The sequence below is a fragment of the Curtobacterium sp. PhB191 genome (assembly GCF_004346515.1).
In the GTDB taxonomy this organism is placed as follows: Bacteria; Actinomycetota; Actinomycetes; order Actinomycetales; family Microbacteriaceae; genus Curtobacterium.
On record NZ_SMBV01000001.1, the window covers coordinates 508,224 to 520,580 of the forward strand.

A 12,357-nucleotide genomic window follows, 5' to 3' on the forward strand; every position below is an offset into this window, starting at 1 on the left:
GGCTCAGGCCGCGCGGTCGTCGTCCAGCACGCGGGCTCCGGGGATCGCCCGGAGGAGCGTCCGGGTGTACTCGTGCTGCGGGGCACCGAAGATCTGGTCGGGGGTGCCGGACTCGACGATCTGCCCGTGGTCCATGACGTGCACGCGGTGCGACACCATCCGGACGACGGCGAGGTCGTGGCTGATGAACAGGTACGCCAGACCGAGTTCCTGCTGCAGCTCGACGAGGAGCTCGAGGATCTGCTCCTGCACCACGACGTCGAGCGCGGAGACGGCCTCGTCGAGGACGACCAGGTCGGTCTGGAGTGCGAGGGCGCGGGCGATGGCGACGCGCTGGAGCTGCCCGCCGGACATCTCGTTCGGCAGCTTGTCCGCGGTCGCCGCCGGCAGAGCGACCCGGTCGAGCAGGTCGAGGGCGCGGGCCTTCCGCGTTGCGGCGTCGCCGATGTCGTGCAGCACCATCGGTTCCTCGATGCTCCGACGGACGGTCCAGCGGGCGTCGAGCGAGCCGTACGGGTTCTGGAACACCGGCTGCACGCGACTGCGGAACCGCATCAGGTCGCCGCCGCGCAGCCCGGAGAGCTCGGCGCCGTCGAAGGTGATCGAGCCGCTCGTCTGGTGCTCGAGCGCGAGGACCATCTTCGCCGTCGTGGACTTGCCGGACCCCGAGCCGCCCACGACCGCGACCGTCTCACCGCGTGCGATGTCGAAGGTCGAGCCGGTCACTGCGACGAAGGGGTCCTGCCGCCGCCAGCCGCTCGAGCGGATCGGGTACTCCTTGCGGACGTCGGTGAGCCGGACGAGCGGTTCGGCCGCCGCCACCGCGAGGTCGGGGCCGGTCGGACGGTGAACCGTCGTCGCAGGGCCGTCCCCGACGAGGCGGACGGATCCGAAGTCCGGGGCGGCCGCGAGGAGCCGCTGCGTGTACTCGTGCTGCGGACGCGCCAGGATCCCGGCGGCGCGGCCCTGCTCGACGACGTCCCCGCGGTACATGACGAGGATCGTGTCGGCACGTTCGGCGGCGAGCGGCAGGTCGTGGGTGATCAGGAGCACGGCGGTGCCGAGTTCACTGGTCAGCCGGTCGAGCTCGTCGAGGATGGTCCGCTGCACGGTGACGTCGAGGGCACTCGTCGGCTCGTCGGCGATGAGGAGCTTGGGACGACAGGCGAGCCCCATCGCGATGAGCACCCGCTGCCGCATGCCGCCGGAGAGCTCGTGGGGGTACTGGCGTGCACGGCGCTCCGGCTCGGGGATCCCGACCATCTCGAGCAGCTCGACGACACGGGTCCGTGCCGCCGCGCCCTTGGCGATGCCGTGCACCTCGAGTGCCTCGCGGATCTGCGTGCCGACACGGTGGATCGGGTCGAGGTTCGACATCGGGTCCTGTGGCACCAGGCCGACGCCCTTGCCCCGGATACCGACCATCGTGCGCTCGGGGGCATCGTGGATCGACACCCCGTCGAAGGTGATGCTGCCGTCCGAGATCCGGCCGTTCTCGGCGAGCAGGCGGTTCACGCTGGCCGCCGTCGTCGACTTGCCGGAGCCGGACTCGCCGACGATCGCCAGGGTCTCCCCGGCGGCGAGGTCGAACGACACCCGGCGGATCGCCTCGAACTCACCGGACGGGGTCGTGAACGTCACGGCCAGGTCGCGGACGGACAGGAGCGGCTGCTGCGTCATGGGGGCTGCCTTCGGGACAGGAGCGGAGCGTGCGAGGAGAGGGGCGCGGGCCGGCCGTTGCGGCCGGCCCGCGCTGGGGTGGTGACTAGACCGCGACGGTGGGGAGCGGGGTCTCCACACGCGGCTGGGGCGTGCCTGCGAAGGACGGTGTGCCGCCCCACGAGGTCTCGACGTCGGCGAGCTCGACGACCTCGCCGAACGACCAGCCCATGCCGAACAGGGCGAAGTGGTTGCGCTCCGGCGTGAACTCGGCGACCGCGTCCCGCACGACGTACGTGGCGTAGTCACGCTGTCCCGCGTCGCGGACGGTGGTCTCGACGCAGATGTTCGTCGTCACACCGCAGACCACGAGGTTGCGGACACCCATGCCGGTCAGGACGGGTTCGAGCCGGGTGCCGTAGAACGCACTCGGGCGGGACTTGTCGATCACGACCTCGTCGGGTCGGGCTCCGAGCTCGGGGATGAGCTCGATCTCGTCGGTGCCGTACCCGAGCGAGTTCGCGGCGATCCGGTCGGTTGCCTTCGCACCCTTCGTGACACCGAAGTCGACCATGCCAGGGCTGTAGACGTAGCGGGTGAAGATCACCGGCACGCCGGCAGCACGTGCGGCGTCGACGAGGGCGACGGTGCCGGGGATCGCGTGCCGCAGCGGGGTGACGTCGATGCCGGCGCGGCCGAGCGAGTCGTCGTTGTCGAAGAACGCGCGCTGCATGTCGACGACGATGACGGCGGTGTTCTCGGTGGGGATGGTGGTGGTCATCGTGCGACTCCTAGTTGAAGAGGATCATGCCGTTGGGACGGGGCGTCCAGTCGAGCCCCTTGGTGACGCCGTACGTGTAGGTGTCGGCGATGAGCGGTGCGTAGTACGTGTTCTCGTCGACGATCGCCGAGACCTGCCCGAGGTCGGCGTTCCGGGCGTCCTCGTCGGGTTCTGCGAGCTCCTTCTCGAGCAGCGCGTCGATCTCTGCGTTCTTCGCGTAGCCCTGGCCGCCGGACTTGGTGAGCATGGTCAGGGGAAGGTCGGCGTCGAGCACCGACGGGGCGAACGCGTAGATGTACAGACCGGAGAACTTGTTCGAGAACCAGTTCGACGAGAACGTCGAGAACTCCTGGCCGTCGAGCTCCACCGTGATGCCGACCGCTTCGAGGTACTGCTGGATCGACTGTGCGAGCTGCTGGATCTGCGGCAGGGTCGTCGTCGGGTAGCTCAGCGTGATGGCGGACCCGTCGTACCCGGAGGCCTCGACGAGCTGCTTCGCCTTCGCGACGTCCTGCTCCGTCGGCTCGATGGAGTCGTCGTAGCCCTGGGTCACCGAGGCGACGAGCTGGCTGGCCGGCTCGGTGGTCCCGGCCATCAGCTTCTCGGAGATCGCGTCGCGGTCGACAGCCAGGCTGACGGCCTTGCGGAAGTCGGCGTCGTCGAGCCACTTCGCGGTCGCGTTGAAGCCGGTGTAGATGACCCGGTTCGACTTCGTGTCGACGACGTCGATCGCGTCGGACGACTCCGCGGTGTCGACGCTGGCCGGTCCGAGCAGCGCGATGTCCAGGTCGCCGGACTGCACCGAGTTCGCGCGGGTGGTCTCGTCCGGCACGAACTGGAAGACGACGTTCTCGTAGGTGCCCTGCTTGCCCCAGTAGTCCGGGTTCCGCTTCAGGGTGATGGAGTCGCCGCGGGTCCACTTCACCACCTCGTAGGGACCGGAGCCGACCGGCTTCTGCCCGAACGCCTTCGCACCCTCGGCGTAGATCGCCTCCGGCAGGATCGACACGAGTGTGACCTGGCGGTCGAACGGCGCGTACGCGGTGTTGAGGTGGAACACGACGGTGGTGTCGTCGGTCGCTTCGAGGGAGTCGATCGCGGTCATGTAGCCGCCGAGGTTCGACTCGGGGTCCTTCATCGCCGTCTCGTAGGTGTACACGACGTCGTCGGCGGTGACGGGGGAGCCGTCGGAGAACTCGGCGTCGTCACGGAGCGTGAACGTCCACGTCGTCAGGGCGTCGTCGTGGGTCCACTCGGTCGCCAGGCCCGGCTCGACGCTGCCGTCCGCCCCGATGGTCGTCAGCTGGTCGAAGACGTTCTCGAAGACGTTGAGCGACTGCAGGTTCGTGTCGAACACCGGGTCGAGGGTCGACGGTTCGGCGGTCAGGGCGGCGGTGACGGTGTCCTTGGTGGTCGAGCCGCTGCCGGTGTCGGCGGACGAGAAGCCCGAGCAGCCGGTGAGCACGAGTGCTGCGGTGCCGGTGAGGCCGACCGCAGCGAGGAGTCGGTGGATCCGGGGTGATGCCATGAGGGGGTGGTCCCTTCCGGGTCAGGGGTGCGGGGGTGGGACGAGCGGTCAGCGACGCGAACGGCGCGCGGACAGGCCCTGCGAGACGAACTGGACCCCACCGATGACCATCAGGATCATCAGGGCGGGCAGGACGACGAGCGCTGGGTTGGTCTGCAGGTAGTTCTGGCCGTCGGCGATGAGTCCGCCGAGGCTGGGGGTCGGCGGCTGGATGCCGAGGCCGAGGAAGGACAGGGACGACTCGATCGTGATCACGGTGCCGACCTCGAACGCCGCGAGGATCGCGATCTGCGGGAGCACGTTCGGCAGCAGGTGGCGGCTGATGACCCACCATCCGGACCCGCCGGCCGCGGTCACGGCGGTGACGAACTCGCGTTCCCGCAGCGACACCGCGATGGAGCGCGAGACGCGGCCGTAGCCGACCCAGTTCGTCAGGCCGAGCATCACCACCAGCAGGGTGGTGCTCGAACCGAGCGCGGCGACCAGCACGATGAGGAGCAGGACGACCGGGATCGACAGCTGCACGTCGGCAACGCCCATCAGGAACGCGTCGAGACGACCGCGGCGCCACCCGGCGACGAGCCCGATCGCCAGCCCGAGGACCATCGAGATGAGCACGGCGCCGAAGGCCACGACGAGCGACGTCCGGGTCGCCACGGACAGCCGGCTGAGCAGGTCACGGCCCAGTGCGTCCGTCCCCATCAGGTGGGCACCACTCGTGAAGGGCGTCTGCTGCGCACTCGCGAGGTCCTGCGTGTACGGGTTGAAGCCGGGCAGGAACGGCACCACCACCACGACGAGTGCGACGATCACGAGCATGACGGTCGCGACGACGAGCGAGGGCGCCGCGCCGACGAGTCCCGCGGTGAGGGACCTTGCCTGGGTGCGGGAACGGAGCCGGTTCGTTGCCTGGGTCATGAGAGCCTCACTCGCGGGTCGAGCACCGCGTAGAGCATGTCGACGATGAAGTTGATGCCGACGAAGAGCACGGCGATCAGCACGACGCCGGCCTGCACGATCGGGTAGTCGCGCTCCGTCACGCCCTGCACGATCAGCCGGCCGAGGCCCGGCCAGTTGAAGACCATCTCGAGCACGACCGTGCCGCCCATCAGCACCCCGAGGTTGATGCCGGCGATCGTGATGACGGGCAGCAGGGCGTTCGGAAGCATGTGCCGCGCGACGATCCGGCCTCGGGGGACGCCCTTCGCGCGGGCGGTCCGGACGTAGTCCAGGGTCCGTGACTCGTCGAACGAGGACGAGATCAGCCGCAGGTACAGCGCCACTTCGAACGTCGCCATCGTCGCGACGGGGAGCACGAAGCTCGCGTAGCTCGTGCGGCCGATCGCGGGGAGCAGCCCCAGGGAGACCGAGAACACGAGCACCAGCAGGATGCCGAACAGGTACGGCGGGATCGCCTGCCGGACCGTCGCGAGCCACATCAGCGTCGACCGGAGCCGCTTGCTGCCGGTCGTCTCGGCGACGACCGCCAGGGCCACCGCGAGCGCGAACCCGATGACGAACGAGGTCAGGGCGAGCTCGACGGTGTTCGGCAGCCGCTCGAGCACGAGGCCGAGTGCTGACTGACCCTGCCGGATCGAGTCGCCCAGGTCGCCCCGGAACGCACCCGCCATGAAGTCGACGTACTGCACGAGCAGCGGCCGGTCGAGCCCGAGGCTGTGCCGGGCGGCGTCCACGTCGGCCTGCGTCGCCTGGTCCGGCAGCATGAGCCGGACCGGGTCCCCGGTCAGCCGGGCGAGCACGAACGCGAACGTGAGCACCGCGAGGACCGTGACGACGATCCGCGCGACGCGGGAGCCGATGAACCGCACCATGTGACGGTCCTTCCTTGAGCGGGTACGAGGTGGTCACCTCGGTGTGCAGGTGACGCTACGGACCGATTGATTCCGCACCGTGACCTGTCGGTAACGGTTGATTGCGCGCCGTCGATCCGCATGGGCAAGCCGATCGAGGGCGTTTCCGCCGCTGTCGGCGGTCTTGGTTCGTACCGCGTTGCTCAGCGCGGAGGCGTCGGTGTCTTGAGCATCGCGGGAACGTCGTCGTGCTTCGCCCACAGCGCCACACGGTCGCCGCGGTAGTGGCCGTAGGCGAGCATGCCGACGCGACCGTCCGCACCGCGCACGAGCGTCTCGCGCACCAGGATCGCGGCACCGACCGCGACCTTCAGGACCTTGGCGGTGCGCTCGTCGCAGTTCACCGCCTCCACGGTCGCCTCGACGTGCGACAACGCGACCTGCCGCATCGCGTTGAGCCGGGCGTCCCGGTCGTCGTCGTCGACGAGCAGGTCCGGCGCGTCCATCGGGTAGTACCCGACGAGCACGCCGAGCGGTTCGCCACCGCGGGTGACGAGGTCCTCGCGCATGAGCACGTACTCATCGTCGATCTCCAGCCGGCTCCGGATGTGCTCGTCGGCCAGCACGGGCGCGCGCTCCAGCTCGGTCAGTTCGAGGGACACGGAGGGCCGGTCCGGGTCCTCCTCGGCGCGGGTCCATCCGCCGATCGGCAGGAGTTCCAGCAGCGGCAGCTCGGAGATCGAGGCCACGACGCTCGTCCCGATGCGCTGTCGTCGTTCGATGAGCCCCTCGGCACCGAGCATCGACAGCGCCGACCGGATGCTGCTCCGGCTCATCATCATCGACATGGTGAGGCTCTGCTCCTCGACCGGACGCCCGGCCGCGAGCACGCCGCGCCGGATGCTCGCCCGCAGGAGCACGTGGGCCCGTCGCGGGGAGGACTGCAGGAGTTCGCGGATCCGCTGGCCACTGCCGCTCCGGGCTCGGGCGATGGCCTCGGTGAGTTCGGTCTGCGTGTACACGTCGATCCTCCGGTCCGGAGCCGACAGTGCCAGCGGCCCCTCGGTGGAGGCGAGCTTATGGACGACGCGTGTCGTGCAACTACCCCGGAGCGTTACGTGTTGATTACGCCGTGCAGCCGGCCGAGCGCAGGGGTCAGTGTCCGAGCTCGACCAGGAACACCCCGGCGATGATCAGCGCGATGCCGCCCAGCATGAGCAACGTCAAGGGTTCGCGGAAGAGCACCCGGCCCAGGATCGCCGTCAGTGCGACACCGGTCGCGGCCCAGATCCCGTAGGCGACACCGATCGGCAGGCCGAGCGTCAGGGCCACGGCGAGCAGGCTGAAGGCGACGAGGTACCCCAGGACGACGGGCACGAAGAACAGCTTCTTGCCGTCGGTGGCGAGCTTGAGGCTGATCGTGGCACCGACCTCGGAGACGATCGCGACGGCGAGCAGGACCCAGGCCATCAGAACGCCTCGCGCTCTGGCGTCTGGCGCTTCCGTGCGGCGAGGGCTCGCTGCGAGCCGATCTCGACCAGCAGCACGCCGGCAGCGATCAGCACGATGCCGACGACCATGGTGAGCGTGAGTGCCTGCCCGAACAGCACGGCCGCGAGCACGGCGGTCAGGGCGACGCCGGAGGCTCCCCAGATGCCGTAGGCGACCCCGACCGCCATCCCCGCGCGGAGCACCAGGATCAGCATCGCGAACGCGGCGACGTAGCCCACGGCGACGAGCGCGTACCACCCGGGCTGGTCGACGGCAGCCTGCATCGAGAGCGCTCCAGTGACCTCGGCGACGATCGCAGTCCCGAGGAACAGCCACCTCATGCGCCGGTCCCGTCCGCCAGGGCCGCGATCGCCCGTGCCGCGACCCGGACGGTGGCCTGTGCGGCCCTGTCGTCCCGGTCGGCGAGCCACGTCGAGCTGATGCCGTCGGCCGTCGCGATGAGCAGCCGGACGACGTGCTCGACCGGCACTGCCCAGCGGATGCCGTCCTCCGCGGTCCACTCGTCGACCTGCTCGCGGACCGCATCGAGGTACGCGTGCTGCTCCCAGGCGGCGAGGTCCTGCAGGTCGGGGTCGCGTCGCGAGTAGGTGACCAGCTCGACGACGGCGAGTGCGGTCGCTGGGTCGTCGCGCGTCTGCGCGAGGTGGGCCGACAGGCCGGAGGCGATCCGGGCCTCCAGGTCGAGCCGCGTGACCGGCGGTGCGAACGCGACCGCCATGGCCGTGCGGAGCTGGCGTTCGAGCACGGCACGGAAGAGCGGCGCCTTCGATGCGAAGCAGTAGTGGAAGGCGCCGTGCGGCAGACCGGCGCGGGCGGTGACCGCGCGGGTGGTCACGGCGCTGATGCCGCCGTCGCGCAGGACGGCGATCGCGGCGTCGACGAGCTGCTCGCGCCGTTCCTCGACGCTGCGGTGCTCTTGCTGGAGGGTCATGGTCCGACCGTAACGCCGTACTTGGCCATGTGGCCAAGTCGGCGGTGAACTCTCAGCGTGGGATGGGTTCGCCCCAGCACCCCGGTCCACCACAGAACGACCCTCAGCCCACCGGCTGAGGGTCGTTCTGTGGTGCGACGCGCCTACTTGCGGAGCAAGAGGCTGGCCACGCCGAGGGCGGCGAGGGTGATCTTGTAGCTGCGAGGAGACATCAGACCGTCCTTGCTTGCACTAGCTGGCACTCTTGTCAGCTGGCGGGCGGCACCCGCCCTACTGCGGCATGTCCACGAACCGCGAGAACATCCCGTGGAACGCCACGGTGATGGTGTCCGTCGGCCCGTTACGGTGCTTCGCCACGATCAGGTCGGCCTCACCCTGGCGCGGGTTGTCCTTCTCGTACGCCGACTCGCGGTGCAGCAGGATGACCATGTCGGCGTCCTGCTCGATCGAGCCGGACTCACGCAGGTCGGAGATCGCCGGCTTCTTGTCGGCACGCTGCTCGGGACCACGGTTCAGCTGGGACAGCGCGATGACGGGGACCTGGAGCTCCTTCGCCATCAGCTTCAGGGCACGTGAGAACTCGGAGACCTCTTGCTGGCGGCTCTCGACCTTCTTGCCCGAGGTCATCAGCTGCAGGTAGTCGATGACGACGAGCTTGAGGTTGTGCTGCTGCTTGAGTCGACGGCACTTGGCGCGGATCTCGACCAGCGTCATGTTGGGGGAGTCGTCGATGAAGAACGGCGCGTCGTTGATGCGCCCGCGGGTCTGCGCGATGGTGGTCCAGTCGCGGGAGTCCACGGTGCCCTTGCGCATGTTCTGCAGCGGCACGCTGGTCTCGGCGGACAGCAGACGCATGGCGATCTCGGCGCGACCCATCTCGAGCGAGAAGAAGGCGGCGGTCTGGTCGTGCTTGATCGCCGCGGCGCGGCACAGGTCGAGCGCGAGCGTGGACTTACCGAGGGCGGGTCGTGCGGCGACGATGATGAGCTGGCCGGGGTGGAAGCCGTTCGTCAGGCCGTCGAGCTGCGCGAAACCGGTCGGCACGCCGGTCATCTGGCCGTCACGCCCCTTGGCGGCCTCGATCTCGTCGAGGGCGGCGGAGATGGCGTCGGTCAGGGGGACGTAGTCCTCGGTCTGCACGCCACCAGCGACGTTGTAGACCTCGGCCTGCGCGCTGTTGACGAGGTCGGTGACCTCGCCTTCGGAGGCGTAGCCCATCTGCACGATGCGGGTACCGGCGTCGACGAGGCGACGGAGCACGGCCTTCTCGGCGACGATCCCGGCGTAGTACCCCGCGTTGGCCGCGGTCGGCACCATGCTCGTCACGCTGTGCAGGTACTCGGCGCCGCCACCGCGGGAGAGCAGACCGGTCTTGGTCAGCTCGTCGGTGACCGCGATGACGTCGGTGGGCTCGCCGTGCGAGTAGAGCGACAGGATTGCGTCGAAGATGACCTCGTGCTTCGGGACGTAGAAGTCCACGCCACGAGCGGTCTCGATGACGTCGGCGACGGCGTCCTTCGACAGGAGCATGCCGCCGATGGTCGACTGTTCGGCCAACAGGTCGTGCGGCGGGGTGCGTTCCATGCCGCGCTCCGCGTACTCCTGCGGTGCGGGCTCAAGATGCGCGATCGACACACTTTCTCCTCTGTTGAACGACGCAGGGCTGGACACGGTGGTCCGACACCTGCAACGACTTTCTACCCCCAGCGACTGACATCCCCGAGTCGCTGGGCCAAGCTACGGCCGCAGAGTTATCCCCAACAAACGGCCCTGTGGATAACTCTGTGGAGGGATTGCGGAACACGCCGGAATGCTGTGTGGAGAACTGTGGACGAGCCTGTGGAAACATGGCCATGGGAACACACTTTCGACCACCTGACCGGGGGTTTTCATGTTCACACGGTGTGTGGAAAAGTGGGGTTCAAGTACGCCTTGAAGGTTCCGATTTGACACGTTTCTGCTGTGTAAAACGACTTGACAAGCACCCCTCCTGTGGGAAGTGTTCTCGGGCCGTTCCCAGCAAGCCGGGCCGTGCCTGAGAGGTAACCGGCCAGCCAAGCCGAACCCGCCCGTGCAAGCCGAGCCGGGCCTCCCGGCCGTTCTGGACGACCGTGCGTTGATGGTGAGCAGAAGATGTCGAGTGGGGGATCGGGACCCGACCTTTTCTGCTCACCAAGTGAACCCCGCACGCCCCGCGCCCCGCGCCCCGCCCCACACCCCACCAACGCAACGACGGGCGGGCCTCCCGGAGGAGACCCGCCCGTCGTGGAGCGGAACGTCAGTGCTACTTGGCAGCGACGACCTTGAGCGAGATCACGGCAGTGATGTCCTCGCGCAGACGCACGGTGGCCTCGTGGTCACCGACGGTCTTGATGGTCGCGGGGACCTCGACCTTGCGCTTGTCGAGCGAGCCGACGCCCTGCGCCTGGACGGCGTCAGCGACGTCGCCCGGACGGACGGAGCCGAACAGACGACCGTCCTTGCCGGCCTTGACCGCCAGGGAGATGGTCGCGTTCTCGAGCTTCATCTTGAGGTCCTGTGCCTCTTCGATGGTGGCGAGCTCACGCGCGGTGCGCGCGGCACGGATCGACTCGACCTGCTTCTCGCCGCCCTTGGACCACGCGACAGCGAAGCCCTGGGGGATGAGGTAGTTGCGGGCGTAGCCGTTCTTGACGTCGACGACGTCACCAGCGGAACCGAGGCCGGAGACCTCGTGGGTGAGGATGAGCTTCGACATGTGTCGACCTCCGATCAGCGGCCGGAGCCGGCGTAGGGGAGGAGCGCCATCTCACGGGCGTTCTTCACGGCACGGGCGATGAGGCGCTGCTCCTGGACGGAGACGCCGGTGATGCGACGGGCGCGGATCTTTCCACGCTCCGAGATGAACTTGCGAAGGGTCGCAACGTCCTTGTAGTCGATGACGCCGACCTTGATCGACTTCGCGGGAGCGGCGTTCTTGCCGCCCTTGCCGCGAGGCTTCCGGCGGTCGCCGGTGCTCTTTCCAGCCATAGTGATTTGTCCTTAGAAGAAAAGTTGTGTGTCCGTCGGAACCAGGAGGATCAGAACGGGGTCTCGTCGTCGAAGTTGCCGCCGGGGGTGCTCCACACGTCGTTCGACTGTGCGTTGCCGCCGCCCTGCTGGCCACCCTGCGGGGACCACGGCTCGTCCGACTGGCCGCCAGCGGAGGCGTTGCCGCCACCGTTGTTGTTCCAGCCGCCATTGCCGCCGCCCTGCTGACCGCCGCCGTTGCCTCCGCCGACCTGGCCACGACCGCCGCCGCCACCCGCTGCGCGGGTGATCTGTGCGGTCGCGTACCGGAGCGACGGGCCGATCTCGTCGACCTCGAGCTCGATGCTCGTGCGCTGCTGACCCTCACGGTCCTGGTAGGAACGCTGACGCAGACGACCCTGCGCGATGACGCGCGAGCCCTTCGTCAGCGACCCCGCCACGTGCTCGGCGAACTCCCGCCACACACTCGCCCGGAGGAACAGCGCGTCGCCGTCCTTCCACTCGTTCGCCTGACGGTCGAACGTGCGAGGCGTGGAGGCGATGGTGAAGTTCGCCACTGCGAGCCCGTTCTGCGTGTACCGCAGCTCGGGGTCCGCGGTGAGGTTGCCCACCACCGTGATGACGGTTTCGCCGGCCACGGGTTACTCGGCGCTCGCGGTCGCGGTTGCGGAGGCGTTGGCAGCCTTGCGGGCTGCGCGTGCCTCGTCGCGCTGCTTCTGGGCGGCGACCTGCGCGATGCCCTCTTCGGCGCGGAGGACCTTCGTGCGGAGCACGGCCTCGGAGAGACCGAGCTGACGGTCGAGCTCCTTGGCGGCCTCGGGCGAGGACGTGAAGTCGACGACGGCGTAGATGCCCTCGGACTTCTTGGCGATCTCGTAAGCGAGCCGGCGACGGCCCCAGACGTCCACGTTGTCGACGGTGCCACCGTCGTTGCGGATGACAGCGAGGAACTTGTCCAGGCTGGGAGCGACGGTGCGCTCATCGATCTCGGGGTCGAGGATCGCCATCAGTTCGTACTGGTGCATGCGGAACCCACCTCCTCTGGTCTCAGCGGCCCCGGGCAGTTCCCGGGGCAGGAGGGTTGATGCATGTGCCACGGCACGCAGACACGCGCCGGGCAACCTGC

14 protein-coding genes are annotated in these 12,357 nt (G+C 68.8%); all 14 read right to left on the bottom strand.

Annotated features, from left to right (window positions below):
* Nucleotides 1-3: 3 nt before the first annotated feature.
* The gene (locus tag EDF48_RS02520; RefSeq protein ID WP_131877897.1) at nucleotides 4-1,680 is read right to left on the bottom strand and encodes an ABC transporter ATP-binding protein; all 1,677 of its coding nucleotides are present in this window, start codon (nucleotides 1,678-1,680) and stop codon (nucleotides 4-6) included.
* 85 nt (nucleotides 1,681-1,765) lie between these two features.
* Nucleotides 1,766-2,440 carry an isochorismatase family cysteine hydrolase gene (locus EDF48_RS02525; protein ID WP_131877899.1) on the bottom strand — a complete coding sequence of 225 codons (675 nt, stop codon included), beginning with the start codon at nucleotides 2,438-2,440 and terminating at the stop codon, nucleotides 1,766-1,768.
* A gap of 10 nt (nucleotides 2,441-2,450) precedes the next feature.
* On the bottom strand, nucleotides 2,451-3,968 hold the full coding sequence (locus EDF48_RS02530; RefSeq protein ID WP_131877901.1) for an ABC transporter substrate-binding protein: 1,518 nt from the start codon (nucleotides 3,966-3,968) through the stop codon (nucleotides 2,451-2,453).
* A gap of 48 nt (nucleotides 3,969-4,016) precedes the next feature.
* Nucleotides 4,017-4,886, bottom strand: coding sequence for an ABC transporter permease (locus EDF48_RS02535; RefSeq protein ID WP_131877903.1), 870 nt, complete (start codon nucleotides 4,884-4,886; stop codon nucleotides 4,017-4,019).
* Nucleotides 4,883-5,800: an ABC transporter permease gene (locus tag EDF48_RS02540; protein WP_131877905.1), complete on the bottom strand. Its 918-nt coding sequence runs from the start codon at nucleotides 5,798-5,800 to the stop codon at nucleotides 4,883-4,885. Before EDF48_RS02540 ends, EDF48_RS02535 begins: the two co-directional genes overlap by 4 nt.
* Nucleotides 5,801-5,982: 182 nt before the next feature.
* Nucleotides 5,983-6,801, bottom strand: a complete 819-nt coding sequence (locus EDF48_RS02545) for a UTRA domain-containing protein (RefSeq protein ID WP_131877907.1) — start codon at nucleotides 6,799-6,801, stop codon at nucleotides 5,983-5,985.
* Nucleotides 6,802-6,934: 133 nt separating this feature from the next.
* A complete protein-coding gene (locus EDF48_RS02550) occupies nucleotides 6,935-7,249 on the bottom strand; it encodes an SMR family transporter (RefSeq protein ID WP_131845112.1) in 315 nt (104 codons plus the stop codon).
* Nucleotides 7,249-7,611, bottom strand: a complete 363-nt coding sequence (locus EDF48_RS02555) for an SMR family transporter (RefSeq protein WP_131877909.1) — start codon at nucleotides 7,609-7,611, stop codon at nucleotides 7,249-7,251. The genes EDF48_RS02550 and EDF48_RS02555 overlap by 1 nt, the downstream gene beginning before the upstream one ends.
* The gene (locus EDF48_RS02560; RefSeq protein ID WP_131877911.1) at nucleotides 7,608-8,222 is read right to left on the bottom strand and encodes a TetR/AcrR family transcriptional regulator; all 615 of its coding nucleotides are present in this window, start codon (nucleotides 8,220-8,222) and stop codon (nucleotides 7,608-7,610) included. Before EDF48_RS02560 ends, EDF48_RS02555 begins: the two co-directional genes overlap by 4 nt.
* Before the next feature lie 270 nt (nucleotides 8,223-8,492).
* Nucleotides 8,493-9,857 carry a replicative DNA helicase gene (gene dnaB, locus EDF48_RS02565; RefSeq protein ID WP_111083664.1) on the bottom strand — a complete coding sequence of 455 codons (1,365 nt, stop codon included), beginning with the start codon at nucleotides 9,855-9,857 and terminating at the stop codon, nucleotides 8,493-8,495.
* Between the two features lie 649 nt (nucleotides 9,858-10,506).
* Nucleotides 10,507-10,959, bottom strand: coding sequence for a 50S ribosomal protein L9 (gene rplI, locus EDF48_RS02570; RefSeq protein ID WP_111083665.1), 453 nt, complete (start codon nucleotides 10,957-10,959; stop codon nucleotides 10,507-10,509).
* 14 nt (nucleotides 10,960-10,973) lie between these two features.
* Nucleotides 10,974-11,231, bottom strand: a complete 258-nt coding sequence (gene rpsR, locus EDF48_RS02575) for a 30S ribosomal protein S18 (RefSeq protein WP_017887834.1) — start codon at nucleotides 11,229-11,231, stop codon at nucleotides 10,974-10,976.
* Between the two features lie 50 nt (nucleotides 11,232-11,281).
* Nucleotides 11,282-11,869: a single-stranded DNA-binding protein gene (locus tag EDF48_RS02580; protein ID WP_123311310.1), complete on the bottom strand. Its 588-nt coding sequence runs from the start codon at nucleotides 11,867-11,869 to the stop codon at nucleotides 11,282-11,284.
* A 3-nt stretch (nucleotides 11,870-11,872) separates the two neighbouring features.
* Nucleotides 11,873-12,256, bottom strand: coding sequence for a 30S ribosomal protein S6 (gene rpsF / locus EDF48_RS02585; protein WP_111083667.1), 384 nt, complete (start codon nucleotides 12,254-12,256; stop codon nucleotides 11,873-11,875).
* Between the last annotated feature and the right edge of the window lie 101 nt (nucleotides 12,257-12,357).